Annotated in this window: 25 protein-coding genes and 1 pseudogene; 16 read left to right on the forward strand and 10 right to left on the reverse strand. The window is 75.5% G+C overall.

Annotated features, from left to right (window positions below):
- Positions 1-4 precede the first annotated feature (4 nt).
- From J116_RS26605 to J116_RS26620, 4 genes are all read left to right on the forward strand, one after another.
- Positions 5-1351 (forward strand): cytochrome P450, encoded by a 1347-nt coding sequence (locus J116_RS26605; RefSeq protein ID WP_023590130.1) that lies wholly within the window; start codon positions 5-7, stop codon positions 1349-1351.
- Positions 1352-1624: 273 nt separating this feature from the next.
- The gene (locus J116_RS26610) at positions 1625-3358 is read left to right on the forward strand and encodes an MBL fold metallo-hydrolase (protein WP_023590131.1); all 1734 of its coding nucleotides are present in this window, start codon (positions 1625-1627) and stop codon (positions 3356-3358) included.
- Complete coding sequence (locus tag J116_RS26615) at positions 3355-4137, forward strand: sulfite exporter TauE/SafE family protein (RefSeq protein ID WP_028964564.1); 783 nt, start codon at positions 3355-3357, stop codon at positions 4135-4137. Before J116_RS26610 ends, J116_RS26615 begins: the two co-directional genes overlap by 4 nt.
- 159 nt (positions 4138-4296) lie before the next feature.
- The gene (locus J116_RS26620; RefSeq protein WP_139140511.1) at positions 4297-4587 is read left to right on the forward strand and encodes a hypothetical protein; all 291 of its coding nucleotides are present in this window, start codon (positions 4297-4299) and stop codon (positions 4585-4587) included.
- Positions 4588-4624: 37 nt separating this feature from the next.
- On the opposite strand, the pseudogene J116_RS26625 reads toward J116_RS26620, so the two are convergent.
- Positions 4625-5632, reverse strand: a pseudogene (locus tag J116_RS26625) (PEP/pyruvate-binding domain-containing protein); the annotation flags it as partial.
- A 110-nt stretch (positions 5633-5742) separates the two neighbouring features.
- Complete coding sequence (locus J116_RS26630) at positions 5743-6624, reverse strand: universal stress protein (RefSeq protein ID WP_023590132.1); 882 nt, start codon at positions 6622-6624, stop codon at positions 5743-5745.
- A 285-nt stretch (positions 6625-6909) separates the two neighbouring features.
- On the opposite strand from J116_RS26630, the gene J116_RS26635 reads away from it, so the two are divergent.
- The gene (locus J116_RS26635) at positions 6910-7212 is read left to right on the forward strand and encodes a DUF1876 domain-containing protein (protein WP_023590133.1); all 303 of its coding nucleotides are present in this window, start codon (positions 6910-6912) and stop codon (positions 7210-7212) included.
- 170 nt (positions 7213-7382) lie between these two features.
- Here J116_RS26635 and J116_RS26640 read toward each other — a convergent pair whose 3' ends face one another.
- Both J116_RS26640 and J116_RS26645 read right to left on the reverse strand, forming a co-directional pair.
- Positions 7383-8003 (reverse strand): CBS domain-containing protein, encoded by a 621-nt coding sequence (locus J116_RS26640; protein WP_023590134.1) that lies wholly within the window; start codon positions 8001-8003, stop codon positions 7383-7385.
- Positions 8004-8138: 135 nt separating this feature from the next.
- On the reverse strand, positions 8139-8597 hold the full coding sequence (locus tag J116_RS26645; RefSeq protein WP_023590135.1) for a cyclic nucleotide-binding domain-containing protein: 459 nt from the start codon (positions 8595-8597) through the stop codon (positions 8139-8141).
- Positions 8598-8794: 197 nt separating this feature from the next.
- Here J116_RS26645 and J116_RS26650 point away from each other — a divergent pair, with 197 nt between their 5' ends.
- From J116_RS26650 to J116_RS26660, 3 genes are all read left to right on the forward strand, one after another.
- Positions 8795-9481: a helix-turn-helix domain-containing protein gene (locus tag J116_RS26650; RefSeq protein WP_023590136.1), complete on the forward strand. Its 687-nt coding sequence runs from the start codon at positions 8795-8797 to the stop codon at positions 9479-9481.
- A 56-nt stretch (positions 9482-9537) separates the two neighbouring features.
- Positions 9538-10428, forward strand: a complete 891-nt coding sequence (locus J116_RS26655; RefSeq protein ID WP_023590137.1) for a universal stress protein — start codon at positions 9538-9540, stop codon at positions 10426-10428.
- A 114-nt stretch (positions 10429-10542) separates the two neighbouring features.
- Positions 10543-10926 carry a DUF3040 domain-containing protein gene (locus tag J116_RS26660; protein WP_028964567.1) on the forward strand — a complete coding sequence of 128 codons (384 nt, stop codon included), beginning with the start codon at positions 10543-10545 and terminating at the stop codon, positions 10924-10926.
- A 197-nt stretch (positions 10927-11123) separates the two neighbouring features.
- Here J116_RS26660 and J116_RS26665 read toward each other — a convergent pair whose 3' ends face one another.
- On the reverse strand, positions 11124-11393 hold the full coding sequence (locus tag J116_RS26665) for a hypothetical protein (RefSeq protein ID WP_023590139.1): 270 nt from the start codon (positions 11391-11393) through the stop codon (positions 11124-11126).
- A 341-nt stretch (positions 11394-11734) separates the two neighbouring features.
- On the opposite strand from J116_RS26665, the gene J116_RS26670 reads away from it, so the two are divergent.
- The gene (locus J116_RS26670; protein ID WP_023590140.1) at positions 11735-11941 is read left to right on the forward strand and encodes a DUF2795 domain-containing protein; all 207 of its coding nucleotides are present in this window, start codon (positions 11735-11737) and stop codon (positions 11939-11941) included.
- Between the two features lie 17 nt (positions 11942-11958).
- Here the strand turns inward: J116_RS26670 and J116_RS26675 are convergent, their stop codons facing one another.
- Positions 11959-12243: a hypothetical protein gene (locus J116_RS26675; RefSeq protein ID WP_023590141.1), complete on the reverse strand. Its 285-nt coding sequence runs from the start codon at positions 12241-12243 to the stop codon at positions 11959-11961.
- Positions 12244-12552: 309 nt separating this feature from the next.
- Between J116_RS26675 and J116_RS26680 the strand changes: the two genes are divergently transcribed.
- Together J116_RS26680 and J116_RS26685 are read left to right on the forward strand one after the other, a co-directional pair.
- Positions 12553-15309: a SpoIIE family protein phosphatase/ATP-binding protein gene (locus J116_RS26680; RefSeq protein WP_051203626.1), complete on the forward strand. Its 2757-nt coding sequence runs from the start codon at positions 12553-12555 to the stop codon at positions 15307-15309.
- 24 nt (positions 15310-15333) lie between these two features.
- A complete protein-coding gene (locus tag J116_RS26685; RefSeq protein WP_023590144.1) occupies positions 15334-16068 on the forward strand; it encodes a class I SAM-dependent methyltransferase in 735 nt (244 codons plus the stop codon).
- A gap of 36 nt (positions 16069-16104) precedes the next feature.
- Here J116_RS26685 and J116_RS26690 read toward each other — a convergent pair whose 3' ends face one another.
- Positions 16105-16296 carry a DUF2795 domain-containing protein gene (locus tag J116_RS26690; RefSeq protein ID WP_023590145.1) on the reverse strand — a complete coding sequence of 64 codons (192 nt, stop codon included), beginning with the start codon at positions 16294-16296 and terminating at the stop codon, positions 16105-16107.
- Positions 16297-16561: 265 nt separating this feature from the next.
- Between J116_RS26690 and J116_RS26695 the strand changes: the two genes are divergently transcribed.
- The gene (locus J116_RS26695; protein WP_235617391.1) at positions 16562-16750 is read left to right on the forward strand and encodes a DUF5133 domain-containing protein; all 189 of its coding nucleotides are present in this window, start codon (positions 16562-16564) and stop codon (positions 16748-16750) included.
- Between the two features lie 134 nt (positions 16751-16884).
- Here the strand turns inward: J116_RS26695 and J116_RS29775 are convergent, their stop codons facing one another.
- Positions 16885-17082: a hypothetical protein gene (locus J116_RS29775; RefSeq protein ID WP_139140512.1), complete on the reverse strand. Its 198-nt coding sequence runs from the start codon at positions 17080-17082 to the stop codon at positions 16885-16887.
- Entirely contained in the window at positions 17082-18005 is a 924-nt protein-coding gene (locus J116_RS26700; RefSeq protein ID WP_023590147.1) for a MurR/RpiR family transcriptional regulator, read from the reverse strand. The genes J116_RS29775 and J116_RS26700 overlap by 1 nt, the downstream gene beginning before the upstream one ends.
- An 873-nt stretch (positions 18006-18878) precedes the next feature.
- Between J116_RS26700 and J116_RS26705 the strand changes: the two genes are divergently transcribed.
- From J116_RS26705 to J116_RS26720, 4 genes are all read left to right on the forward strand, one after another.
- The gene (locus tag J116_RS26705) at positions 18879-21428 is read left to right on the forward strand and encodes a SpoIIE family protein phosphatase (RefSeq protein WP_023590148.1); all 2550 of its coding nucleotides are present in this window, start codon (positions 18879-18881) and stop codon (positions 21426-21428) included.
- Positions 21425-24097, forward strand: a complete 2673-nt coding sequence (locus J116_RS26710) for a SpoIIE family protein phosphatase (protein ID WP_023590149.1) — start codon at positions 21425-21427, stop codon at positions 24095-24097. The genes J116_RS26705 and J116_RS26710 overlap by 4 nt, the downstream gene beginning before the upstream one ends.
- A gap of 156 nt (positions 24098-24253) precedes the next feature.
- On the forward strand, positions 24254-24592 hold the full coding sequence (locus tag J116_RS26715; protein WP_023590150.1) for a DUF3140 domain-containing protein: 339 nt from the start codon (positions 24254-24256) through the stop codon (positions 24590-24592).
- An 11-nt stretch (positions 24593-24603) separates the two neighbouring features.
- On the forward strand, positions 24604-25632 hold the full coding sequence (locus J116_RS26720) for a DNA topoisomerase IB (protein ID WP_023590151.1): 1029 nt from the start codon (positions 24604-24606) through the stop codon (positions 25630-25632).
- 37 nt (positions 25633-25669) lie between these two features.
- On the opposite strand, the gene J116_RS26725 is transcribed toward J116_RS26720, so the two are convergent.
- Positions 25670-26419, reverse strand: a complete 750-nt coding sequence (locus tag J116_RS26725; RefSeq protein ID WP_037947004.1) for an SDR family oxidoreductase — start codon at positions 26417-26419, stop codon at positions 25670-25672.
- Positions 26420-26603: the final 184 nt, after the last annotated feature.

The following is a 26603-nucleotide window of genomic DNA, read 5'->3' on the forward strand; positions in this document are numbered from 1 at the left end:
GTCAGTGGTGACAGTTGGTTCCCAGACCGTTCCCCGCGCCCCCGGGGCCGTACCGCTCCTCGGGCACGCCTGGAGGCTGTGGCGCGACCCGCTCGGCTTCCTGAAGTCCCTGCGGCAGGCGGGCGACATCGTCCAGGTCCGCCTGGGCACCATGCCCGTCTACGTGGTCACCTCGGCGGAGCTCATCAACGAGGTGACCGTCCGCCAGGCCCGCAGCTTCGAGAAGGGCCGGCTGTTCGACCGGCTGCGCCCCCTCGCGGGCAACGGCCTGGCGACGGCCAACGGCGAGGTGCACCGCATGCACCGGCGGCTGATCCAGCCGATGTTCCACCCGCAGCGCATTCAGATGTACGCGCAGGTCATGAGCGACAACGCCCGTGAACTGGCGGACTCGTGGCAGCCGGGCCAGGAGATCGAGCTGGAGCGGGCGATGGCCGGATACGCCGTCGAGACCCTCGCCAAGACCCTGTTCTCCACCGACATCGGTCTCCCGGCGGTCGAGGCGGTCCGCGAGAACCTCCCCGTCGTCCTGAAGAACATGCTCGTACGGGCCGCGTCCCCCAAGCTCCTCGACCGGCTGCCGATCCGCGCCAACCGCGACTTCGACGCCGCCTCCGCCCGGCTGCGGCGGGTCATCGACGAGGTCATCGCCACCACGCGCCGCTCCGGCGAGACCGGCCACAACGACCTGCTGTCGGTGCTGCTGGCCGCCCGCGACGAGGAGACCGGTGACTCGCTGACCGACGCCGAGGTCCGCGACGAGCTGAGCACCATCCTCTTCGCCGGGGCCGAGACCACCGCCTCCTCCCTGGCCTGGACCTTCCACGAACTGGCCCAGCGTCCGGACGTCGAGGCCGAACTCGTCGCCGAGATCCGGGAGGTCGTCGGCGACCGGCCCGTGGAGGTCGGCGACGTGCCCAGGCTGGTCGCCGTCCGGCGCGTCCTGGACGAGGTGATCCGCCTGCACGGCGTCACCATGCTGATGCGCCGCGCCACCGCGCCCGTCGAGCTGGGCGGCCACCACATCCCCGAGGGCGCCGAGGTCGCGTTCAGCCTGTACGCCATGCACCGCGACCCGAACCTGTACCCGGACCCGGACCGGTTCGACCCGGACCGCTGGCTCCCGGAGCGCCGCACCTCCATCGACCGGCAGTCGTATATCCCGTTCGGCGCGGGCAACCGCAAGTGCATCGGCGACGCGTTCGTCTGGACCGAGGCGACGATCGCCCTGGCGACCATCCTCGCCAAGTGGCAGCTGCGGCCCGTGCCGGGGCACACCCCCCGCGAGGTGCCCTCCGCAGTAGCCCACCCCGACCGCGTCCCCATGGTCGTCACGCCCCGCCAGGGCTGACCCCCGCACCACGCACGCCGACAGGCCCGGCCGAGCCCCCCGCCCGGGGCCCGGCCGGGCCGTGTCGTCCCGGGCGGGGGCTCGGCCGGGATGGGGGGCGCCCACGCGGTGCGGCCGTCACGGTCCCGGCCTCACCGGGCCCGTACGGCTCGTTCTCCCCTTGTGCCGCGCCGCCGCCCCCGCGAACGATGCCCCCGGGGTACCCGTGCCCACACCCGCACGCGTGCCCCGCCGTCATTTCCGCGACCCGGAAACGCCGAAAGGAGGGCGCTCGTGTTCTTCGTCGACACCATCGCGACCGAAGGGCTCGGCAACCGCTGCTATCTGGCGGGAGGTGCGGAGCACGCCGTCGCCGTCGATCCGCCGCGCGACGTGGACCGCGTCATCGCCGCGGCCGCCGCCCGAGGAGTCCGCCTCACCCATGTGGTGGAGACCCACATCCACAACGACTACGTCTCCGGGGGCCTCGACCTGGCCCGCCTCACCGGCGCCGCCTACCTCGTCCCCGCCGGGGCGGGCGCCTCCTTCCCGCACGTCCCCGTCCACGACGGCGACCGCACCCCCGTGGACGCCGCGCTCACCCTGCGCGCCCTCGCCACCCCCGGGCACACCCCGCACCACACCGCGTACGTCCTGGAGGACTCCGGCACGCCCGTCGCCGCGTTCACCGGCGGCTCCCTCCTCATCGGCACCGTCGGCCGCCCCGACCTGGTGGAGCCCCGGCTCACCGAGCGCCTCGCCCGCGCCCAGTACGCCTCCGCGCACCGCCTCGCCGCCGAACTCCCCGACGACACCGCCGTGCTGCCCACCCACGGCTTCGGCAGCTTCTGCGCCTCCGCCCCCACCGGAGCACACACCGGCCCCTCGACCATCGGCGCGGAGAAGACCGGCAACGACGCCTTCGCCAAGGACGCCGACACGTTCGTCGCCGACCTGCTCGCCGGACTCGACGCCGTCCCCGCCTACTACGCCCACATGGCGCCCCGCAACGCCCGGGGCCCGGCGCCCGTCGACCTCACCCCGCCCGCCGTGGCCGACGCCGACGAGATCGCCGCGCGGCTCGCGGCGGGGGGGGGGGTGCGGCTCGCGGCGGGGGAGTGGGTCGTGGACCTGCGCGGCCGGGTCGCCTTCGCGCGCGGCCATGTCGCCGGATCGTTCAACGTCGAGGCGGGCGGCCAGCTCGCCACGTACCTCGCCTGGCTGATCCCGCCCGGCAGGCCCGTCACCCTGCTCGCCGAGTCACCGGAACGGATCGCCGCCGCGCAGCGCGAACTCGTCCGCGTCGGCATCGACCGCCCCGCCGCCGCGGCCACCGGCGACCCGCGCGGCTGGGTGCGCGACGGCGAGGCGCTGCGCGCGTACGAGGTCGGCACCTTCGCCGGGCTCGCCCGCGCGCTCGACGCCGATCCGCGCGGCACGGTCGTCCTCGACGTGCGGCGCGACACCGAGCGGGCCGCCGGGTATCTCGAGGGCTCGCTGCACATCCCCCTGCACCAGCTGCGGCACCGCGCCGCCGAACTCCCCGCCGGGACCGTGTGGGTGCACTGCGCGGCCGGGATGCGGGCCGCCATCGCCGCGTCCATGCTCGACGCGGCGGGCCGCGAGGTGGTCGCCGTGGACGACGCCTTCGACGCGGCGGCGGGCGCGGGGCTCCCCGTCGTACACCCCGCCTGCCCGCGGGTGACGGCCCGCCAGGCGCGGTCCGGAGCGGACGGCGGCGCGGTACTCCTCGACGTACGGGAGGACCACGAGTGGCGCGCCGGACACGCGCCGGGCGCCGTGCACGTGCCGCTCTCCGCGCTGCTCGCCGACGACCGTGTCCCGGCAGCCGTACGGGGGCGGGAGGCGGTGGTGATCTGCCGTTCCGGGCAGCGCTCCCAGAAGGCCGCGCGGGTCCTCGCCGAACGCGGGGCGCACGCCGTGGACGTGGAGGGCGGCATGCACGCCTGGGCGCGGGCCGGTTACCCGGTCGTGGACGAACACGGGAACAGCGGCTCGATAGCGTGACCGTACTCGTCCTGGCCCTCGCCGCCGGCGCCGTCGTCGGACTGGCGCTGGGGGCGCTCGGCGGGGGCGGCGGCGTGCTCGCCGTCCCCGCGCTGGTCTATCTGCTCGGCTTCGCCCCGGTCGAGGCCGCCACCGCGAGTCTGGTCATCGTCGCCGTCACTTCGGCCACGGCCCTGTACGGCCACGCCCGCGACGGGCAGGTGCGCTGGACGGCCGGGCTGCTGTTCGCGGCGGCCGGCGCGGGGCCCGCCGCGCTCACCGCGTCCCTGGCGGCCGACGTGCCCCGACCCGTTTTGACGGCGGCGTTCGCGGCCGTCGCCGTCCTCGCCGCCCTCCGCATGCTCCGCCCGGTGCCCGAGGAGGGCGACGGCGACGGCGGGCGCACCGGGTCCGGCGCGCACCGTACGCGGCCGTTGCGGGCCGTCGGGGCCGGGGCCGGGGTGGGGGCGCTGACCGGGTTCCTGGGCGTCGGCGGCGGTTTCCTCGCCGTACCCGCCCTCGTCGCCCTGACCCGTCTGCGCATGCGTGCGGCGGTGGCGACCGGCCTGCTCGTCGTCACCGTCAACGCGCTCGCCGCGCTCACCGCACGCGCGGGAACCGCCGCCCCCGTGGACTGGGCGGTAGTCGCCCCGTTCACCGGCGCGGCGGTGCTCGCCGCCTGGGACGGGCGGCGTCTCGCGGCCAGGGTCCCGGCCGCACTGCTCCGCCGGATCCTCGGGTACGGGCTGCTGGCCGTCGCCGCGCTGATGGCCGCCGACACGACGGCCCGGCTCCTGTGACCGCACGGAACCGGCCCGATCCCGCCCGCGCCGTAACCTCCACGCCCCGTACGCCCTCTTCCTTCCCGAGACCCGGTGCCCGGGGCCAGCGGCAGGCGGCTGCGGCATGGGCTCGGGCACGGGAACGGGCACGGGAACGGCACGGCGACGGGATCGGCGATGAGCGATGTGAGCGATGTGAGCGACGAGGAGATCACGCGGTGCGTCCGCGCCCTCGCGGAACTGGAGCGGCGGCGCGAGGCCCTGGCCGCCGGGGTCGAGGAACTGCGCCTCGCCGCGACCCCGCGAGAGCTGGCCGAACGGGACCGGCTGGGCACGGAGATGGCCGTACTGGCCGACGTCATCCTGCTGGAGAGCGCGACCGTGCTCGACCGTCTGGGCCTGACGACGGCGGCGATGGCCGTCCAGCACCTCCTCGACGAGGAGCGGCTCAACCGGGACGAGAGCTGACGGGACGTCAGGCGGGACCGGCCGCAGTGCCCGCGTCACCGGGGCGCACGCCCAGGATCCACAGCGTGCCGCGCTCGACGGTGAACTCCACGGCGCACACGTCACCGTAGTGCTCGTCCAGCCGTTCCAGGTGCGCGAGCAGACGCGCGTACGCCTCCGGGGCGAGCCGCTCCAGCTCCTCCAGCGGCAGCGGCTCCCGCACCCCCGCGGTCAGGTCCTCGCCCTGCGCGTCCGGAAGGTAGGCACCCGACGCGCCGGGCGCGCCCGTCTCCGGGTCACGGGTGCGGGCGACGCCGCTGCCGGAGTCGGTGCCGCGGTTGCCGAACACCATCGTCTGCACGGTCACCGCCGTACCCAGGTCGTCCGGCACACCGGCGCGACGCCGCAGCTCCCGCGCCCGACCGGAGTTCCACGACGCGAACGCGGCGTCCACGGCCCGGCGCAGCTGTTCCGCCGGGTCCTGCGGGAAGTCCTCGCCCGTCCGCTCCTTGACGAGGTCCTTGTACGTCTCCACGACCCGGATCAGGTCGCAGGCGTCCAGCCGCTCGTCCGCCACGTGGTGCTGCTCCTCCACCCGGTGCCTGACCCGCGCGAACAGCTGCGGCTCCACGCCCATCACGGCGGTCCCGTACCGCTCGACCAGGCGGCGGTACGAGTCCCAGGCGAACCGCTCGCGCGCCGGGGACTTCGCCAGGCCCAGCACCGCGTACTCGTTCAGCCCCACGTCGAGGACCGTCTCCGGCACGCCGGGCACCGGGAACCTGGCCCCGGACCGCACCGAGAGCAGCAGCGGGTCGTCCACCTGCCCGAGCCGCCGCCCGGCCGCCCGCTCCAGCCGCGCCAGGTGGTCCGCCATCTCGCCGTACAGCCCCGGCGGCGGGGCACCCGTCCCGGCGTACACCCGGCACGCCTCCGTCGACACGGTGAACCCGGCCGGTACGGGCAGCCCCAGGCGGGCCATCTCGGCCAGGTCGGCGCCCTTGCCGCCGAGCAGCCCGGCCCGGTCCCGGCCGCCCCCGTCGAAGTCGTACACGTAGCGGACCATGGCAGTACGCCCTCCAGGATCGACCGGACCGGTGGTGCCACCACGACCAGCGTGCCACCCCGGGCTCGTACCCGCGCTCCCCGCGAGCCCGCCGGTAATCGCGCGGCGGCTCACTCGTGCGGGACGACCGCCACCGGGCCGGGCGCGTGGTGCAGCACCGCGTGCGCCACCGACCCGATCCGCGGCCCGAACGGGGCGTTCCCCACCCGGCGGCCGACCACGACGAGCCCGGCGCCCGTGGCGACCGACAGCAGCACCTGACCGCCGCTGCCCAGCTCGACGTGCTCCGTCACCGGCACGTCCGGGTACCGCTCGCGCCACGGCGCCAGCGCGTCGGCCAGCGCCTTGCGCTCGAACGGCTCCAGGCCGCCCGCCTCGTCGGCCAGCGCCAGCGACCCGGGGCTGTACGCGTACAGCGACGGCAGGCTCCACGCCCGTACGGCGCGCACCCCGACACCCCGGGCCGCCGCCTCCTCGAACGCGAAGCCGAGCACCGCCTCGCTCTCCTCGCGCCCGCCCTGCTGCCCGACCACGATCTCGCCCGCCCGGGCGCCCGCCGCGCCGGTCTCGTCGTCCCGCCGGGCCCGCACCGCCACCACCGGGCGCGCCGAGGCGGCGATCACCTGCTGCCCGTAGGAGCCGAGCAGGAACCCGAGGAGCGCCCCGTGCCCGCGCGAACCGAGCACCAGCATCTCGGCGGACTCGGCCGCCTCCAGCAGCGCAGGCACCGGCGTGTCCGAGACGAGCCGGGTGGTCACCAGCACGTCCGGGTGGAGCCGGCGCACCTCGGCCTCCGCCTCGTCGAGGAGGGCCTGCGCGCGCCGCGCCTCCGCCTCCCTGTCCTGCGCGATCGGCACGTCGAGGGGCTGCCACAGCCAGGCGTGGACCAGCCGCAGGGGGAGCCCGCGCAGCGCGGCCTCGCGCGCCGCCCAGCCGGCCGCGGCGAGGCTCTCGGGGGAGCCGTCCACTCCCGCCGTGATCGCTCGGGTCATCGGGGCTTGCGCCATGGGTCTTCCTCCATACGTCGCGGCGTCGTGCTGCTCCGGCCATTGTGAGCTGGCCCTTCGCCACGGGGCATGGGCCGGTAGGCCCGACTTCCCGGCCCGCCGGTCCCCGAAACGCGGGCCGGGCGCTTGGTAGCCCCAGTTCGGCCGTCCGCCGGCGCGGCCCGGCCGGCACCCTCCCGGGTCGTCCCGGAGGGCCGGTCGGGTGGACCCTGGAAGGAGGACCGGTGCCCCATCGGTCCACCGCCGTCCGACGCGTCGAGGAGGCACATCATGACCCGGACGCTGGAGTGGAAGATCAACATGGACCTGCTGGAGGACGAGGGCAGCACCGAGGCGCGTGCCGTCCTCGACACCGGCAAGTCGAAGATCACCGGCCATGGCTCCGCCCGGCGCAACCCGGAGGACGAGGACGTCCCGCTGATCGGCGACGAGCTGGCCGCCAGCCGCGCGATGAGCGATCTGGCCCGGCAGTTGATGCGCCTGGCGTACAAGGACATCGGCGAGGCGGGAGCCGGGATGGCCGACGAGGAGGAACGGGAGGCGCCGTACGGCTGGTCGGCCCCGGCCCGCTGACCGCGCCGCGGCCCGTCCGTACACGCCGTCCTACACGAAGCGAGGCCGCCCGGCCGGGCTCTGACGCCCGCCGGGCGGCCTCCGGCGCAAGGCCTCCGGCGCAAGGCCTCCGGCGCAAGGCCTCCGGCGCGGGGGCGGGGCCGGCCGGGACGCGCGGCCGCCGGGCCCTCTCAGGTGGCCAGCGCCCCCGTCTCCGTGTCGTCGCTCTCGTACGCGAGCCGGTCGTCCACCGCCACGACACCGTCCACCGTCTCGCACAGCCGCACCAGGATCGGGACGAGGCTCCTGCGCTCCAGGGTGCCGCTGAGCGTGACCGTCCCGTCGTTGACGTCCACGGTCACGGCGGACGGCGGCAGCCCCAGCGTGCGGGTCACCACGTCCTCCAGGATCTCCTCCTGGATCGCCCGGTCCCGCCGCAGGAACAGCTGGATCAGGTCACTGCGGCTGAGCACCCCGATGAGCCGCCCCGTGGCGTCCACCACGGGCAGCCGCTTGATGTGCTGCCGCTCCATCACCCGGGCCGCCTCGACGGCGCTCCACTCCGGGCGCGCCACCACGGCCGGGCTGGACATCAGCCCCTCCGCCGTACTGGGGCCCTGGGCCCCCGAGGTGCGCCGGCGCAGCAGGTCGGCCTCCGAGACGACCCCGACCGGCCGCTCGTCCTCGTCCACCACGGGAACGGCGGTGATCCCGTACTCGTCCAGCAGCCGCGCGATCTCCTTGAAGGAGGTGCCGGGCTGCACGGCCACGGCCTCCGGCGTCATCAGATCGGCCACGCTGCGGTGCCTCATCGTTCGTCGTCCCCTTCCGTGGGCCCTCACACCCGAGGATGCGGGACGCGGGGCCCCGGCGCCCAGCACGCCACGGCGCGTACGGCGTCTCCCGGCGCGTACGAGCCACACCGCCCGTCCCGGCCCGCGCCGCCCTCAGAGGACGACGCCGCTGCCGTGCGGGGCGTACATGTCGAGCAACCGTACGCGCGTCGCCTGGAGCCGGTGCGAGAGCACCTGCCCCACCCACTGCGTCAGGGCGTACCCGAACGCGGTCTCCGCCTCGCACAGCGCCCGCACCGCCGCCGCGTCGAACTCGTGGGCGCGCACCAGGCTCATCGCCTCCGCGCCCAGCTCCCACTCGTAAGGGGGGAACATCCACGACAGGCCGACCAGCTCGCCGTGGCCGAGCATCTCGATCACGGCCGGGCGCGGGCTGCCCGGCAGCCGCGAGTCCAGGTTGACGGCGCCCGTCCGGATGATCCAGAACTGGTCCGCCGACTGTCGCTCGTCGAACAGCCGGTGCCCCGGCTCGAAGGCTACCTCCCGGGAGAGGGCCATCAGCCGCTCCCGGTGCGGAGCCGGCAGGGCGTTGATCCTCGGCGCTCTGGTCATGTGAACCTCCTGGTGAACCGGCGCACCAAGCGTCGTCCGCCGCGCCACCGGACGGCAGGGCCGACCGGGTCCCGGGGGAGGGCCGACCGGCCCCGGCCGCGCACCCACCCGGTACGACGGTGTCTTTCGAGCCTACTCACCCCCGGCCCGGACGGCTCCGCCATGCGGCCCCCGGTCGTCCCGACTACCGTGATTCCATGCCCGGACCCGAGCATCACAGGGGCGACATCGGCCGCCGCGTCGCCGCCCGCCGCGAACAGCTGGGGCTGACCCGCGAGGACGTCGCCCTGCGGGCGGGTTCCGCGCCCGGCTACATCCAGTACCTGGAGGAGCAGGCCGCCGTCCCCGGCATGGGCTTCCTGCTGCGGCTCGCCGACGCGCTGGAGACCACCGTCGGCGCCCTCAGCGGAGGCGACGCCGACCTGCCGTCCGGCGTCGGACACGCGGCGTACCACCCGGAGCTGGTCGAGCTCGGCTCCGAGGAGTGCTGGATGCTGCTGGGCACCCATGGCGTGGGCCGCGTCGCCGTCACCACCCACGAGGGCCCCGCCATCCTGCCCGTCAACTACGTCGTCGCCGAGGGCGAGGTCGCGTTCCGCACGGCGCCCGAGTCGCTCCCCGGCAAGGCCGCGGGCGGCGAGGTCGCCTTCGAGGTGGACCACATCGACGAGGCGTTCAGCCGGGGCTGGAGCGTCCTCCTCGTCGGCCCCGCCCGCGCCGTCACCGAACCCGGCGCGGTCGGCGCGCTCGAGCAGCGGGCGTTCACGACGCCCTGGGCAGGCGGCGAACGGGACCTGTGGGTCGCGGTCGCCCCGTCCCGCGTCACCGGCCGCCGCATCCTCGTCCGCCACACGCACCGGTCCGAGGGCCCGCGCGGCACCTGACCGCCCGCCCCCGCGACCCGGCGCACGGCCCGGTCCTCGCGCCTTCAGGAGGAGCCATGAACCACGACGCCACCAAGGGGCCGGTCATCGTCGGTGTGGACGGCTCCGCCCAGGCCAGGGGCGCCGCCTTGTGGGCCGCGGGCGAGGCGTACCGGCGCAGGCAGGCCCTGCACCTGGTGCACGCCACCGGTACGGAGGGCCGCTCCACCGACGACAGCGCCGAACGGGCCCGCGCCGTCGGCCACGACCTGCTCGCCGAGACGGCCGGCACGGTCTCCGGAAGGTTCCCCGACGTGACCCTCGTGCGCCGCCTCAGCCCCGGCGACCCGGTACGGGCCCTGCACGACGAGGCGGGCACCGAGGGCACCATCGTCGTGGGCCACCGCGGCCTCGGCGGCTTCGGTGAACTGCTCCTCGGCTCCGTCGGCCTGGGCGTCGCCTCCCACGCCCAGGTGCCCGTCGTCGTGGTGCGCGGCGAACGAGACCACGCCGCGACCGGGACCGTAGTCGCCTGCGTACGCGACGAGCACGACCACCCGTGGGTGCGGCACGTCGCCCGCGAGGCCCTGCTGCGCCACGCCTCCCTGCGCCTCCTCAACGTGTGGAACCCGCTCTCCCACGTCGGGACGGCGCTGACCATGCTCGACGACATCGACGGCATCGCCCAGCGGCGGGTCCACGAGATGCACGAGCTCGCCGACGCGCTGCGCGCCGAGTTCACCAGGCTGACCGTCACCACCGAGGTGGAGGGCGGCCGTTCCACCGCGGGCCTCCTCGTCCAGGCGTCCCGTGAGGCGGACCTCGTCGCCGTCGGCGCGCACCGCCCGCCGCTCGGCATCGGCCGGAGCGTCGGGCACACCGTCCACGCGCTGCTGCACCACGCCCACTGCCCGGTCGAGATCGTCCCCCGGCAGGTCCACGAACGGCCCGAGCCCCGCGAGCCGTGACTCCCCCGGAACCCGGAGCCCGGAACCCGGTCATCGGGAGGAGCACTCGGGCGCTGGGCGGGTACACGGCAGAGGGCAACGGGTACCACCACGTCGCATCGGGAGATGATCGGCATGGCAGGGAGGAACGAGGACCGCCTTCTGGCCGAGATCGAGCGGACCCTCGCGCGCGAGGACCCCGCTCTGGACGCCCGCATGTCGGCGCTCGCCCGGCAGCTCGCCGAGGGCCCGGAGAGTCCCGGTCCCGCCCCTGGCGCCGCCCCGCACGAGCGGCCCGCCCGCGACACCCCGCGCCCCGTCACCAACGGGGACGGCGACGTCGGGCGGGGGAGCGACAGGCCCAGGGACTGGCGCAAGGTCCTGGCCCTGGTGGCCGTCGTGGTCGCCGTCGTCGGGCTCGTCCTCACCGCGGTCCTCAGCCAGCCGTCCGGCTCGGGCGGCGACACGACCCCGGTCTCCCCGGCGGGCCTCTCCGCCGTGGCACCCCCACGCCCCTGACACCCGGCACGCCCGACACGCACGGCACTCCAGGCCCGGCGCCCGGAACGCCCCCGGACCCCCGCACCCGGGGCCGGGCGTCCCAATCCGCTGGGCGGGCGCCCGGCCGGCCCCACCCCCCGGCCACACCGCACCCCGCGCAACGGCCCCACGCTGCCGCCCCGACCCCCTGCCGCCCCGCCCCGCCGCCCCGGGCTCTACGACCGCGCCCCGCCGCCCGCCGTGTGGTGCTGCTCGCCGACCCCGGGCTCCGGCGGCGCGCCGTCCGGCAGCTGCGGCAGGAGCAGCAGCAGGTCCGAGAGGCCGCACACCCGTACGTGCGGCGAGAGCCCCGCCAGCAGCGCGACCGCCTCCGGCCGGGCACCCGCCGCACGCGCCGCGGCGCACAGGTCGTCCCTGCCGACCCAGCCCGAACCGAACGCCCCCCGCGTACACGCGGTGATCTCCTGCCGCGTCACCGTCGACATGGCCGCCGTCCTCCCGCCGCGTCCCCGCCTCGAACCCCGTCACCCAGCGCGATCGTACCCTCACGCCGCGACAGCGGTCCCGGGCTCTCACATGATGCACGGGTTAACGCCCGGCGACCGGAGTCCGTCGGGTTCCGTACGGCGCGTGGAATTCGGGCAACCCGCTGCTCACGGCGCTGTCGTGACTTGCCTTCGGACTCCGCGCCCGCGTTAGATTGGTGCCGCTCGCCGACCCCCGCCGCCGTACGGCCAGGGGCGGCGCGGGAGCCGCCCCGACGCGGCCGCACCGACCTTCGCGCACCACACGCCGCCACCTTCACGCGCGCTCACACAGGAGAGCCATGGCTGACGACGTCACACGCACCGAGATCGCCGACCACCTGGCAGCAGTCTTCGCCAACGGCGCGGTCAGCCGCAGCGATCTGCTGATCGCCGCCGCGGGCGCCCGTCCCGAGGTCCGCCAGGTCCTGGAGCAGCTGCCCGACCGCCGCTACACCGAACTGCGGCAGGTGTGGGAGGACCTGCCCGCCATCCCCATCGGCCTCTGACCGGTCCTGCCGCCACGCTACCCGCGGGCCCGGTGCGCGGCCTCCGCCACGTCCCGGGCCCGCGACGGCGCCAGCCGCAGCACGTACGCCGTCCCGCCGAGCACCGCCCGGACCACCCCCCGCGGCACGTACCAGGGCTCCACCACCCGCACCTCCGACAGCGGCGCGCTGTCGATCTCGCTGCCCCTGCTGTTCAGCAGCGTCAGCCGGCCCTCCGCCACCCGGACCCGGCCCGCCGTCGTCAACTGGCGCCACCCCCGCCGGATGAGCACGCCCCGCTCCTCGAACTCCCATCTGGCCACGCTGCGCCCCCAGTCACCCACACGCCGGCCTTTGGGGGACCATACCCGCGCCAGGACGGCCGGAAATGCACCCTGCGCGTGATCCGCGCGGACGACGACGAGGACGCGCCCGTCGAACCGGACGAGGAGACCCGGTGCCTGGCCGCCCGTTCCCCGCTGAGGAGGCGCGCGTCCGGAGGCTCAAGGCGCGGTGACGGCGGTGACGCCCTCGGCGACGCCCCCGGGGGGAGCGGCGGCGCCCTCGGGCGGCGGTGACCGCCACGGCGACTGCTTCCGCACTGGCGCCCGACATGGGCGACAGTGTTACAAATGAGCGTGGTCAACTTTTCCGACCGGTTCCGGGGCGCCTCGGTCCGGTCGCTGGCCGAAAGGCGTCCACGCAGCGTCGCCGGACAGGTGTTCGTCCTGCAGGTGGCGCTGGTCGTGCTGCTGGTGCTGGGGGCGCTCCTCGCCCTGCTGCTCCAGTCGCGGTACGACGGCGACCGCGAGGCCCGCAACCGGTCCGTCGCCGTCGCGCAGACCTTCGCGCACGGGCCCGGCCTGCTGGCGGCCCTGGAGCGGCCCGACCCGGCCGAGGTGCTCCAGCCGGTCGCGGAGACGGCGCGCAAGAAGGCCGGGGTCGACTTCCTCGTCGTCATGGACGTCAACGGCATCCGCTACAGCCACCCCCAGCCGGAGCTCATCGGCCAGCGGTTCGTCGGCACCATCGTGCCGTCCCTGGCGGGCAAGGTCCACACCGAGCGCGTGGACGGGCCCCTCGGCGACGAGGTCCAGGCCGTCGTGCCCGTCACCAACCCGGACGGCCAGGTCGTCGCCCTCGTCTCCGCCGGGCTGAAGGTGCAGAACGTCACGGGCGTCGTCAACCGGCAGCTTCCCGTCATCCTCGGCACCAGCGCCGCCGGCCTCGCCGTCGCCACCGCCGGCACCGCGCTCGTCACCCGCCGACTGCGCCGCCAGACCCACGGGCTCGGCCCCGCCGAGATGACCCGGGTGTACGAACACCACGACGCCGTCCTCCACGCCGTCCGCGAGGGTGTCGTCATCGTCGGCGCCGACGGCCGCCTCGTCCTCGCCAACGACGAGGCGGTACGGCTCCTCGGACTGCCGCCCGACGCCGAGGGGCGGCACGTCTCCGAGCTGCCCGGCCTCGACCCCCGGATGGCGGACCTGATGTGCTCCGGCCGCCTCGCCACCGACGAGGTCGTCCCGGCGGCCGGGCTGCTCCTCGCCGTCAACCAGCGCCCCACCGACCCGTACGGGGGGCACGGCGGCACCGTCGTCACCATCCGCGACACGACCGAGCTGAGGGCCCTGTCCGGCCGCGCCCAGGTCGCCCGCAAACGCCTCAACCTGCTGTACGACGCCGGTGTCGGCATCGGCACCACCCTCGACGTGGCCCGCACCGCCGAGGAGCTCGCCGACGTGGCCGTACCCCGCTTCGCCGACTTCGTCACCGTGGACCTCGCCGACCCCGTGCTGCGCGGCGAGGAGCCCAGCGGCACCAGCAGCGCCATGCGCCGCACCGCCTCCCGCGGCATCCGCGACGACCACCCGCTCTACCCCGTGGACCGCGTGATCGACTTCGTCGCGTCCACCCCGCAGGCCCGCGGCTTCGGCTCCGGGCGCGCCGAACTCGTCACCGACCTGTCGCAGGCGCCCGGCTGGCAGGCGCAGGACCCCGAGCGTGCCGGGGCGATCGTCGCGTACGGCATCCACTCGCTGATCACCGTGCCGCTCAAGGCGCGCGGTGTCGTCCTGGGCGTCGCCAACTTCTGGCGGTCCGAGAAGCCGGAGCCGTTCGAGGACGAGGACGTCGCCCTCGCCGAGGAGCTGGTCGCCCGGGCCGCCGTCGCCATCGACAACGCCCGCCGCTACACGCGCGAGCACGCCATGGCCGTCACCCTCCAGCGCAGCCTGCTGCCCCGGGCCCTGCCGGAGCAGAGCGCCGTGGAGGTCGCCCACCGGTACCTGCCCGCCAAGTCCGGGGTGGGCGGCGACTGGTTCGACGTCATCCCGCTGCCCGGCAGCCGGGTCGCGCTCGTCGTCGGCGACGTCGTCGGGCACGGCCTGCACGCCGCCGCCACGATGGGCCGGCTGCGTACCGCCGTCCACAACTTCTCCACCCTGGACCTGCCGCCCGACGAGCTGCTCGGCCGCCTCGACGACCTCGTGGGCCGGGTGGACCAGGACGAGGCGGAGGCGGGCGGCAACCCCGACGGCGGCACCGGCATGACCGGCGCGACCTGCCTGTACGCCGTGTACGACCCGGTGACGCGGCACTGCGCGCTCGCCAGGGCCGGGCACCCGATGCCCGCGCTGGTCCACCCGGGCGGCGCCGTCGAGTTCCCCGACCTGCCCGCCGGACCGCCGCTCGGGCTCGGCGGCATCCCGTTCGAGACGGCCGAGCTGGAGCTGGCCGAGGGCAGTCAGCTGGTCTTCTACACGGACGGGCTGATCGAGGACCGGACCCGCGACATCGACGTGGGCCTGGAGCTGCTGCGCACAGCCCTCGCCCACCCCGACCGCACCCCGGAGGAGAGCTGCCGCGCCGTCCTGGAGGCGCTGCTGCCCGCCCACCCCAAGGACGACGTGGCGCTGCTGATCGCCCGCACCCGGGTCCTCGGCCCGGAGCGCGTCGCCGACTGGGACGTGCCGTTCCACCCTGAGGCCGTGTCGGGGCTGCGGACCGCCGCCGCCGAGCGGCTCGACGCGTGGGGCCTGTCCGAGATGGCGTTCACGACGGAGCTGATCCTCAGCGAGCTGATCACCAACGCGATCCGGTACGGCTCCGCTCCCGTCCACGTCCGGCTCATCCACGACCGGGGCCTGATCTGCGAGGTGTCCGACAGCAGCAGCACCTCGCCGCACCTGCGGTACGCGGCGAGCACCGACGAGGGCGGACGCGGGCTGTTCCTCGTCGCCCAGCTGGCCGAGCGGTGGGGCACCCGCTATACCGGCCAGGGCAAGGTCATCTGGGCGGAGCAGCCGCCCCCGGGCCCCGGCTCGTACGACTCGGGGCGCGGCGCCGAGGTGTTCCTGGACGCCCTGGACGCCGACCCTCTGTGAGCCCGGGACGCTAGGGTCGGCAGCGTGTTCTTCACCCCCGGCGGGCCGAGCCTGAGGGAGCTGGCCGTGCAGGCGCTCTCCTCCGTGGAGCGCGGCTACGACCTGCTCGCCCCCGCGTTCGACGCGACGCCCTTCCGCACGCCCGACACCGTTCTGGACGCCGTGGCGGACGCCCTGCGCCCCCTGGCGCCCTTCCGGGCCGGACTGGACCTGTGCTGCGGGACCGGGGCCGGTACGGGCCTCCTGCGGGAGCTGTGCCGGGAGCGGGTGACCGGGGTGGACCTCAGCGCCGGGATGCTCGCCCGGGCGCGGGCCGCCCACCCGCCCCGCGCGGGCGGCCCGGACCCGGAGTGGGTGCGCGCCGACGTACGGGAGCTGCCGTTCCGTACGGAGTTCGATCTCGTGGTGAGCTTCGGGGCGTTCGGGCACTTCCTGCCCGCCGAGCGGCCGGGCCTCTTCGCGCGCGTGCACGGGGCGCTGCGGCCGGGCGGGCTGTTCGCGTTCCCCGTGGTGGCGCCGCCGGTGGTCGGCTCGTCGGCGTACTGGACGCTGTGGGGCTTCGACACGGCGATGCGGGTGCGCAACGCGCTGTGGCGGCCGCGCTTCGTGATGTACCACCGGACCTTCCGGCTGCCCGACGTGACCGCCGGACTGCGCCGGGCGGGCTTCGCCGTGAAGCTCGCGGCGCTGCCCGCGCTGGGCGTGCGCGAGGACGGTGCGCCCCGCTGCCGCCTGGTCATGGCACGCCGCCCCGTGTGAGGCGGGGCGGCGCCGTCGGGGGATGGACCGGATGTGTCACGAACCCTTGCCGACCTCCTTGTTGATCGCCGCGGGGGAGTCGTACTCCTTGTCGGGCATGGACTTCAGGGCGTCCATGACCTTCTTGCTGGCGCCGTGCTCCTCTGCCTGCCGGACGATCTCGTCCTTGGAGGCGGGGTAGCTGACGCCGCCCAGGTTCTTCTGCATCTCGATGGGGTTCACGTCCATGGCGCACGAGTACCACGCGCACGACTTGTCACACTGCCCGGCGTTCCGCAGGGCGAATCCATCACGGTTGCATCACAATGTCGTGTGAAGGTCGGTCAGTGCGGGCATATCCCGCGCGGGGGCGATGTCCCGGTCCGGGACGCCGCCGTTTCAGCCGGCACTTCTTCGCACCACCACCCCCAAGGGAGACGCGCGTCGCCGTTCTCCCCTCTCACCTCATGGCGTCGGAAAGGCAGGTACGCCCATGCTGTTGGCGCATCCCGCTGTGCTTCGAGAGCTCGTTGCCCGGTACGAATCCCTCTGCGCCGCCGCGCAGGAGTGCGCGATCGCGCCGGATCTGCAACGCCGCCTGGACGACGTGACGTACACGCTCTGCGTGACGACCGGCACCCGGAAGCTGGAGCACGCGCTCGCGGCCGCACGGGCCAGGCTGGCCGCGACGGCGGCCGGCTGAGCGAGAGAAGGTTCGGCGGCCCCGGCCCAGGGGTAGACCGGGGCCGCCACGGGTGCCCGCAGGGGAGAGCGGGAACACCCGGCAGCGAACACGCAGGGCGGCGCGAGGAGGGAGCGCCGCCCATCTGTGTTCGGTCAGCGGGCACCGGGCCGCGCCTTGCCGGAGCGGCGGTGCCGTGCGAGCAGTAAATATATATACTGTTGAGTAAGCAAGGGCATGAAAAGTTTCATGCTCGCCGGTGGCCGAAAAAAATCGGCGCCGCCCCGCCGTGCCGGGCCGCCGAAACCATCCACCGCGACGCCGGGCGAACCGCCCGCGCCGACCTGCGGCATCAGTCGTCGATGAAGAAGTCGTGCTGCATCGCGACCTGCTCGTATCCCTCCAACCGCGCCTGCGTGCGCTCCGGTTCGGCATCCGCCATCGCCTGGAGCAGCGCCGCCGACAGCACTCCCGGCGCCGCGTACGAGTCGAACACGAGCCGCGCTCCCGCGGGCGCGGTCAGCGTCACGTCCGCCTCCTCCACCAGCGGTCCCATGGTCAGGTCCGTGACGAGCGCCACACGCAGCCCCGTGCTCCGCGCCGCCCGCACGGCCGCCAGCGTCTCGTTCGCGTGCCGCGGCATCGCGTACGCCAGCACCCAGGAACCGCCCGCCTCCCGCGCCTGGAGCAGCGTGTCGTACGCGACGCTCCCGCCCCGCGCCACCACCCGCACATCGGGGTGGATGCGTCGCGCCGCGTAGGCGAAGTACTCCGCGAGCGACGCCGAGATCCGCAGCCCCACCACCGTCAAGGGAACGGAATGAGCCAGCCGCCGTCCCACCTCCAGCACCTGGCCGGGATCGGCCAGAACCCGTCGCAGGCTCTCCAGGTTCTCGATCTCCGCGTCGATGGCCGCCTGGAGCTCGTTGCGCCGGATCTCCTCCCGAGAGTCGCCCGCCCCCGCGACGGCGCTGAGCGCGATCGGCTGGAGCGCCTCCCGCAGCGCGGGGAACCCCGCGTACCCGAGCGAGGTCGCGAACCGGGTCACCGACGGCTGGCTCACTCCGGCCCGCTCGGCGAGGTCCGTGATCGACAGGAACGCGGCCTCCGTCAGATGGTCCACCAGGTACTGCGCGATCCGCCGCTGGCCCGGCGACAGCCGGTGGCCGGTGAACAGGGCCCGCACCCGCTCGGCCGGCGTCCGCTCCGACTCCGGGGCCTGCAGCCCCGGCGTGATCGCGGCCGCCTGCGCGCGTGCCTGCTGCCCGGATGGCACTGATGGCACGATCCGCCTCCTTCTCGTCCCAATTGCGCACAACATAGCTCACGCCGGACCACCACCTGACAGGACGGACGACCCCGCACCGGAGTGCGCCGCGACCCCCACCGGGCGCATCCTGACTGTGTGACCCGGAACGGCCCTCCCGGCCACGACCCGCCCCGGCACACCGGGTCGGGCGGCGAGGGGAGCGCGACGGAAGACGGCCGCGTCGTCCCCGACGCGCCCGTGCCGCCGCACGCGCCCGAAGCCCCGGGCGCGCCGGCAGTGGCCGGTGGGCCCGTGCCGCCGCACGCGCCCGAAGCGGCTGGTGGGCCCGTGCCGCCGGAGGCACCGGGTACGACCGGAGCGACCGGTGGGCCCTGGGCCGCCCCCAGGCCCCCGGCCGGCGGTGGGTCGGCGCCTGACGCGCACCGCGCCATCGGCTCGCCCGCCACGTCCGGACCCGTCACCGCCGCGTCCGGCTCCCTCGGAGAACCGGCGCCCGATGCTGCCCGGGCCACTGGCTCGCCCGTGGGCGACGTGTCGCCCGGAACCACCGGGGACCTTGGGGTCGCGCACGGAGTCGAAAGCGCCGGGCCCGGAGCACCGCGCACACCGGGCACCACCGGCCGGCCCGCAGCCAGCGCGTCCAGCGCGGCCGATGCGTCCGGCACGTCCGGCACGTCGGACGCGTCCGGTGAGCCCGCGCCGTCGCGGGCGCCCGGGGCCACCGGCCCGGCCGCCACGGGCTGGTCCGGGCCCGATGCGCCCGGGCCCGCCACCGACGCGTCCGGCGTCTTCCGCTGGCCCGCGCCCGAAGCGGCCGGGTCCTCCGGCGATCCCCTGAGCACCCCTGGGGCCGGAACCACCCGCGGGCGGGCACCCGGTGTGCCTGGTGCCGCGCCTGACACGACCGGTGCCGACGCGCGCCCCGCCGCCGACGCGTCCCGCACCGGCGGGCCGTCCGGTGCGGCGGGGGAGGAGCTCGCGCGGGCCCTCGCGGCTGCCACCGTCGATGCCGTCCGGGCCGTCGGCGGCTACGCCGGAGGCGTCTACCTGCGCTCCCGCACCCACGGGCTGCTGCGCCTCGCCGTCCTCGCCGGGCTGCCCGTACGGCTGTTCAGGCCCTGGTGGCGGATGCACATCAACCGCCCGTTCCCCGTCGCCGAGGCGTACCGCTCGGGGCGGCCCGTCCACCTCGCCGACGCCGAGGAGGCCATGCGCCGCTTCCCCCAGCTGATGGCCGGGCTCCCGTACCCCTTCGGCTCCCTGTACGAGCCCCTCGCGGCCGGCCGCGACCGCTACGGCGTCCTCGTCGTCCTGCGCGGTGCCGGGCCCGGGGGGCCCGTGGACGACGCCGACCGGCACCGCCTGCGGGACGTGGCCGCCCGCCTCGAAGCCGTACTCGCCGACCTCGACGCGGGCGGCACGCCCGTCGCCTGGGACCTCGAACCGGCCCCGGTACAGCTCCCCGCGAGCGCCACCCCGCCCGTACGGGTCGGACGCTTCGACTGGCGTCCCGACACGGGCGCCGTCACCGCCGACGCCGAGCTGTGCCGCATCCTCGGCACCGACCCGGACGCCTTCCCCGGCACCGTCGCCGCGCTGGAGGCGCTCCTCGCCCCCGAGGACGTGCACGGCCTGTGGGCCATGGCCCGTCAGGTCATCGACGCCGCCGGCCACCCCGCGCCCGCCTCCCGTCACATGTGGCTGAGCGGCCGCGACGGCCGCCCCCACCTCCTCGAACTGGCCCGCGCCACGTCCCCGGACAGCGACCGGGACCCCGGCCCCGCGCACCTCACCGGCACCCTCGTCGACCCGGGAACCGGCCACGTCGCCGCCACCGCGGCCGACCGGCTGTCCACCGGCGTCCTCTCCGTCGACCGCCTCGGCCGCGTCACCCACGTCAGTCACCGCGCCGAGACCCTCCTCGGCGCCGCACGGACCTCCCTGCTCGGCCGTGTCCTGTGGGACGTGCTGCCGTGGACCGGCCGCCCCGCCTACGAGGACCACTTCCGCACCGCCCTCATCGCCGCCGAACCCGTCCACTTCCTCGCCCACCGCGCCGCCACGTCCTGGCTGTCGGTCTCCCTCCACCCCGACCACGACGGGATGACCGTCGTCCTCACCGCCGTGGACGAACCCTCCTACGCGCCCCACTCCACCGCCGTGCCCGGCGTCGGGCTCGGCTCCCCGGCCGATCGCGCCTCCGTCCTCTACCGGCCCGTCGCCCTCGCCATCGCCCTCACCGAGGCCGTCACCGCCCGGCAGGTCTCCGAAGTGGTCACCGAGGAGCTGCTGCCCGCCTTCGGAGGCCGCCAGCTCGCCATCTACCTGCTCAGCGAACGCCACCTCCACCTCGCCTGGGAGACCGGTTTCCCGCAGGGCTTCCTCGACCGCTTCGACGGCGTGGGCCTCGACGCGCGGCTCCCCGGCGTGGAGACCCTCACCTCCGGGCGTCCCCTTTTCTTCGAGTCCATGCAGCGCCTCGCCGCCGCCTACCCCGGCATCCCCCTGGACGCGCACGTCGGCGCCCGTGCCTTCCTCCCGCTCATCGCCTCGGGCCGACCCGTCGGCTCCTGCATCCTCGGCTTCGACCAGCCGCGCGGCTTCAGCCCCGAGGAGCGCACCGTGCTCACCGCGCTGGCCGGGCTGATCGCCCAGGCCCTCCAGCGGGCCAGGCGCTACGACTCCGAGGCCGCCCTCGCGCGCGGCCTCCAGGACGCGCTCCTGCCGCACCGGCTGCCCCGCCTCGCCCAGGTGGACACCGTCGGCCGCTACCTGCCCGGCACCCAGGGCATGGACGTCGGCGGCGACTGGTACGACGTCGTGGAGACGCCCCGCGGTCTGGTCCTGTCCATCGGCGACGTCCAGGGCCACGGGGTGTCCGCCGCCGCCACCATGGGCCAGCTCCGCAGCGCCGTACGGGCGTTCGCGCTCACCGGACACGACCCCAGCGAGGTCATGAGCGGCACCAACCGGCTCCTCATCGACCTCGACCCCGGCCAGTTCGCCAGCTGCTGCTACGGCGTACTCGACCCCCGCACCGGACTCATCCAGGCCGTACGCGCCGGGCACCCGCCGCCGCTGCTGCGCCACCCGGACGGCCGTACCGAGGTCGTGGACCTGCCCGGCGGCGTCGTCCTCGGCGTGGACCCGGACGCGGCGTACCCCGTCACCGAGCTACGGCTGCCCCGCGGCGGCGTCCTCGCCCTGTTCACCGACGGCCTCGTGGAACAGCCGGGCACCGACATCGACCTCGGCGTCGAACGGCTGCGCGGCGCCCTGTCCACGCTCGGGCCCGGCTCGCTGTCCGCCGCCGCCGACCGGCTCATCGACGTGGCCGCCCACGACGGCGACCGGCCCGACGACATCGCCCTGCTCCTCGCCGCCCGCGGGCCGGCACCCGGCCCCTACGAGGAGGGTGACCGGCCGTGACGGGCACCGACCGCGCACCCCCGGCCGCCCAGGGCGTCGACACCGACCTGCGCGGTCCCCTCGACGTGGCCCGGGCCGCCACCGCCGTACTCGACGGCGACGGCACCGTCATCGGCTGGGGCCCGGCCGCGCAGCGACTCCTGGGGCACACCCCCGGCGAGGTCCTGGGCCGTCCGGTCGGCGCCCTCCTGGTGGACGACCGCCCGGGCGACCACCAGGGCGGCCTCCTCCGGACGAGAGACCGCCGGGCGGCGGTGCGGCGGACCGGCGACCCGCTGGCCGCGGACCCTCCGGCCGGGGCCGGCCTGCCCGGCTCCGCCCGTGTCCGGCGCCAGGTCCTCCGCCTGCGCCACCGTGACGGCCGGGTCGTCCGCGTGGTCGCGGCCACCCTGCCGCTCTCGTCCCACGGCGACACGGGCCCGGACCGGCTCCTGGTCATCGCCGACGCCGAGGAGACCGAGCGCTGGGAGGCCCTCCAGTCGATGCTCCGGGGCCTCGCCACCCAGTCGCCGGTCGGCCTCGCCATCTACGACACGGACCTGCGCGTCGTGTGGACCAACAGCGCCCTCTGTGAGGAGATGGGCACCTCCCAGTACGCCGGGCTCGGCCCGGACGACATGGTCGCCGCAGGGGAGATACTGTCCCCGGGCCACCCGCCCACGCTGGAGGAGACGATGCGCCGGGTCCTCGCCACCGGCGAGGCCGTCACCGAGGTCCACTACCGGGGCCGCCCGCCCGTGGACCCCGACCACGACCACGTCTGGTCCTGCTCGTACTACCGCCTCGCCGACGCCGACGGCACCCGTCTCGGCGTGTGCGAGGAGACCGTGGACATCACCGACCGCTACCTCGCCCAGCAGCGCCTGGACCTGCTCGTCCGGGCCGGCGGGGTCGTCGGCACGACCCTCGACATGAGCCGTACCGCCCGCGAACTGTCCTCCGTCGCCGTCCCGCAGTTCGCCGACGGGGTCACCGTGGACCTCGTGGACGCCGTCCTGCGGGGCGAGCCGCCCACCCCGGGCACCACCGGCGCCGGGCGCCTCGTCCGCGTCTGGGCCACCCCCGGCGAAGGCCCGCCCGCGGGGCGGCACGCCACCGGCACCACACCGGGCGCCCCGGCCGCGCCCGACGGCACCGGCCCCGTACGCGGTACCGGCACCGCCCCCGACCCCGGCGCCCGCCCCGTACCCGACGGCACCGGCCCCGTACCCGACGACGCCCGCCCCGAGCGCGCCCGTCCCGGGCCCGAGCCCGTGCCGTACCCGCCGGACGCCCCGCAAGCACGCTGCCTCGCCACCGGGCGGCCCGTCCTCACCGACGGGCCCGCCGCCACCCTCGTCGTACCGCTGCGCACCGAAGGGGCACCCCTCGGCGTGGTCACCTTCCACCGCGAGGGCCGCCCCGTCCCGTTCGACACGGACGACCTGCCGGTGGCCGACGAGCTCGTCGCCCGCACCGCCGTCTGCATCGACAACGCCCGCCGCTTCACCCGCGAGCACACCGCCGCCCTCTCCCTCCAGCACAGCCTGCTGCCCCGCAACCTGCCCCGCCTCACCGCCGTGGACTTCGCCCACCGCTACCTGCCCGCCGACAGCAAGTCGGGTGTCGGCGGCGACTGGTTCGACGTCATCACCCTCTCCGGCGCCCGCGTCGGCCTCGTCGTCGGCGACGTCGTCGGCCACGGCCTGGGAGCGGCCGCCACCATGGGCCGGCTGCGCACCAGCGTCCGCGTCCTCGCCCGCCAGGACCTCGCCCCCGACGAACTCCTCACCCGCCTCGACGACCTCATCGCCCAGGCCGCCGACGAGGAGGCCGCCACCCCCGGCTCCGTCACCGGCGCCGTCCCGCCGGGGCCCGCCCGCGGCCCCGACGACATCCCCGACGACCAGGCCGTCGGCGCCACCTGCCTGTACGCCGTGTACGACCCGGTCACCGGCGTCTGCCGCATGGCCCGCGCCGGACACCCCGCGCCCGCCGTCCTCGACGCCGCGCACGGCACGGTCACCGTCCCCGACGTACCCGGGGGACCGCCCCTCGGCCTCGGCGGACTGCCCTTCGAGACCACCGAGCTCCACCTCCCGGAGGGCAGCCTCGTCGCCCTCTTCACCAACGGCCTCGTCCACGGCCGAGCCCGCGACTCCGAGAACGGCCTGGACGAGCTGTCCGCCCTCCTCGCCGACCACCAGGGCCGCCCCCTCCCCGAACTGTGCGACCGGGCCGTCACCGCGCTCCTCCCCGGACCCTTCGAGGACGACGCCGCGCTCCTCCTCGTCCGCACCCGTCTGCTGAGCGCCGACCGCATCGCCACCTGGGACCTCGGCACCGGGCCCGAGGAAGTCGGCCGCGCCCGCGCGCTCGCCGCCCGCCGGGCCACCGACTGGGGCCTTGGCGAACTGGCCTTCACCACCGAGATCGTCGTCAGCGAACTCGTCACCAACGCCCAGCGCTACGCCTCGGGCCCCGTCCAGCTGCGGCTCATCCAGGACCGCACCCTCATCTGCGAGGTCTCCGACACCGGCCACACCGCGCCCCATCTGCGCCGCGCGGCCATGGACGACGAGGGCGGACGCGGACTGTTCCTCGTCGCGCAGATGACCCAGCACTGGGGCACCCGCTACACCGCCACCGGCAAGACCATCTGGGCCGAGCAGGCGCTCCCGCCGCCCTGACCGGCCCCGACCGACAACACCGAACGGTCCGGCGGTCCGATCCTGTACGGCCCCTGCCCGGGTTTGCCGCCCCCGCCCGTCGGCAACCCGGAGGGCGACCCCTCGCGCGTACCGCCGGGGGACGAGGAAGCCGCTGGAAACGCCGGGAGGCACGTCATGGCAGCGTCCGACCAGATCAGCGCCGAGCTGTGGGACGAGTTCCACACCGTCGTCAACATGACCTCGCGCGAGCTCCAGGAGTGGCTGAGCACCACGGCAGCCGACGAGAAGACCGAGGAGGTGCCCGACCGGGCAGGGCCGCGCACCGGCCGCCGCGTCCTGGAGATCCTCGGCAAACGGCGCACCGACCTCACCGAGGACGACGTCGCCGTCATGCGCCGCGTCTGCGACATCGTCCGCTCCCAGCGCGGCCCGGACCTGGAACCGACGGCCGGCGGCGCCGACTGGCGGCACGGCCTGATGAACATCGGCCACGACCCGCTGAAGCCGGCCTGAGTGGCGCCCCCGTGCGCCTCGCTCACGTCCGCCCCACCGACCCCGGATACCTCCGCGTCCGCCACGGGCGCGGATTCCGCTATCTGGACCAGCACGGCCACCCCTTGCGCGACCCGGCCGAACGGGAGCGGATCAAGGCCCTCGTCATCCCGCCCGCCTGGCGGGACGTCTGGATCTGCGTCAAGCCCAACGGCCACCTCCAGGCCGTCGGCACCGACGCCGCCGGACGCCGCCAGTACCTGTACCACCCCGTCTTCCGGGCCCGGCGGGAGCAGGCCAAACACGAGCACGTCCTGGAGGTCGCCGAGGCGCTGCCCCGCGTCCGGGAGGCCGTCGAGGCGGGCCTCGCCACCCGGGGCCTGACCCGCGAGCGGGTCCTCGCGACCGCGGTACGCCTCCTGGACCTGGGGTTCTTCCGCATCGGCAGCGAACGCTACGCCGATCGCCACCAGACGTACGGGCTGACGACCCTGCTGCGCGACCACTCCGCCGCCACCCGCCGCGAGGTCGTCCTCAGCTACCCCGGCAAGCACGGCAGGCAGCTCGTCCACGCCGTCGCCGACCCACCCACCCTGCGCGCCCTCACCGCGCTCATCCGCCGACGCGGCGGCGGCGACCGGCTCCTGGCCTACTGGGAGCATCGCGCCTGGCACGACCTGACGGGCGCGGAGGTCAACGCGTACCTGCGGGAACTCGCCGGGGTCGAGGTCACCGCGAAGGACTTCCGCACCTGGCACGCCACCGTCATGGCGGCCGTCGCGCTCGCCGTCTCCCGGCCCGTCGCCCACAGCGAGACCGCGCGCCGCCGCGCCATCACCCGCGCCGTCCGCGAGGTCGCCGACTACCTCGGCAACACGCCCGCCGTCTGCCGCGCCTCCTACATCAACCCGCGCGTCGTCGAGCTGTACGAGGAGGGCGTCACCGTCGCCGCCGCGCTGCCCCGGCTCGGCGCCGACGGGCCGTACGGGGTGCCCGCCACCCACGGCCCCGCCGAGCGGGCCGTGCTGCGCATGCTGCGCGACGGCCGCCCGCCCGACTGAGCACCACGCGGCACGGACGGGGGAGGCAAGGGCGCGGCTACGGCCAGGACGGCTCGCGGCGCGGCACGACCACGATCTCGCCCGCCACGCTGCCGTCCGGCACCGACAGCGCGTACAGCACGGCGTCGGCGACGATGTCGGGGCTCTGGAGCATCGACACGTCCGTGTCCGGGAAGCGGTCCATGATGAACGGCGTCTCCATGCCGCCCGCCACGATCCCCGTCACGCCGATGCCCGGGCAGTCCCGCTGCGCCTCCTTGAACAGCGTGTGCGTGAACGCCCGCAGCCCGGTCTTGCCCGCCGCGTACGGCCCGGCCTCCGTCCAGGTGCGGTTGGCCGCCGTGGACAGGATGTTCACGATGTGGCCGCCGCCCCGCGCGATCATCCGCCGGTAGGCCTCCAGGCACAGGTACACCGGGCCGAGCAGGTTCGTCTGGACCACCCGTGTGACCTCGTCGGCCGTCAGGTGCTCGATCGGCTTGGACACGTCGACGGCCGCGTTGTTCACCAGCACGTCCACCGCCCGGCCCGATCCGTCGAGCTCGCGGAACACCCCGGCCACCGCGTCCGGGTCGCGCACGTCCAGCTCCACGAACCGCGCCTCGCCGCCGTCGCCGTTCAGCTCGTCGCACAGCTCCCGCGCCAGTTCCTTGCGCACGTCCGCCACCAGGACCGACGCGCCCGCCCCGGCCAGCCGCCGCACGATCGAGGCGCCCAGGCCCCGCGCGCCGCCGGTCACCAGGGCCTGCCTGCCGCGCAGGTCGACCCGCACTCCACTGCTGCCCATGCCGCAGCCTCCGCCTTCCTCGGGGTGCACTGACTCTCCACTGTGACCCACCCGACACTTTCCGGCACCCTGGCCGCTTCCTGTGAGCAAGCCCACGGTTTGGCCGAATCCCCACCGCCGCACGGGTGTTGCCTCTCCCCGTGCCGTCCGGCGGAGGCGCGGGAGGCCCACGTCACGGTGGCAC

The organism is Streptomyces thermolilacinus SPC6 (assembly GCF_000478605.2).
GTDB classification, from domain to species: domain Bacteria; phylum Actinomycetota; class Actinomycetes; order Streptomycetales; family Streptomycetaceae; genus Streptomyces; species Streptomyces thermolilacinus.

Bases quoted from the DNA above. Each gene is read 5' to 3' on its own strand.
- J116_RS26655 (WP_023590137.1), top strand. From the start codon at position 9,538: ATGAACCACGACGCCACCAAGGGGCCGGTCATCGTCGGTGTGGACGGC.
- J116_RS26620 (WP_139140511.1), top strand. From the start codon at position 4,297: ATGAGCGATGTGAGCGATGTGAGCGACGAGGAGATCACGCGGTGCGTC.
- J116_RS29775 (WP_139140512.1), bottom strand. From the start codon at position 17,082: ATGCCGCAGGTCGGCGCGGGCGGTTCGCCCGGCGTCGCGGTGGATGGT.
- J116_RS26725 (WP_037947004.1), bottom strand. From the start codon at position 26,419: ATGGGCAGCAGTGGAGTGCGGGTCGACCTGCGCGGCAGGCAGGCCCTG.
- J116_RS26660 (WP_028964567.1), top strand. From the start codon at position 10,543: ATGGCAGGGAGGAACGAGGACCGCCTTCTGGCCGAGATCGAGCGGACC.
- J116_RS26650 (WP_023590136.1), top strand. From the start codon at position 8,795: ATGCCCGGACCCGAGCATCACAGGGGCGACATCGGCCGCCGCGTCGCC.
- J116_RS26670 (WP_023590140.1), top strand. From the start codon at position 11,735: ATGGCTGACGACGTCACACGCACCGAGATCGCCGACCACCTGGCAGCA.
- J116_RS26630 (WP_023590132.1), bottom strand. From the start codon at position 6,624: ATGACCCGAGCGATCACGGCGGGAGTGGACGGCTCCCCCGAGAGCCTC.
- J116_RS26645 (WP_023590135.1), bottom strand. From the start codon at position 8,597: ATGACCAGAGCGCCGAGGATCAACGCCCTGCCGGCTCCGCACCGGGAG.
- J116_RS26665 (WP_023590139.1), bottom strand. From the start codon at position 11,393: ATGTCGACGGTGACGCGGCAGGAGATCACCGCGTGTACGCGGGGGGCG.
- J116_RS26715 (WP_023590150.1), top strand. From the start codon at position 24,254: ATGGCAGCGTCCGACCAGATCAGCGCCGAGCTGTGGGACGAGTTCCAC.
- J116_RS26680 (WP_051203626.1), top strand. From the start codon at position 12,553: ATGAGCGTGGTCAACTTTTCCGACCGGTTCCGGGGCGCCTCGGTCCGG.
- J116_RS26640 (WP_023590134.1), bottom strand. From the start codon at position 8,003: ATGAGGCACCGCAGCGTGGCCGATCTGATGACGCCGGAGGCCGTGGCC.
- J116_RS26690 (WP_023590145.1), bottom strand. From the start codon at position 16,296: ATGGACGTGAACCCCATCGAGATGCAGAAGAACCTGGGCGGCGTCAGC.
- J116_RS26635 (WP_023590133.1), top strand. From the start codon at position 6,910: ATGACCCGGACGCTGGAGTGGAAGATCAACATGGACCTGCTGGAGGAC.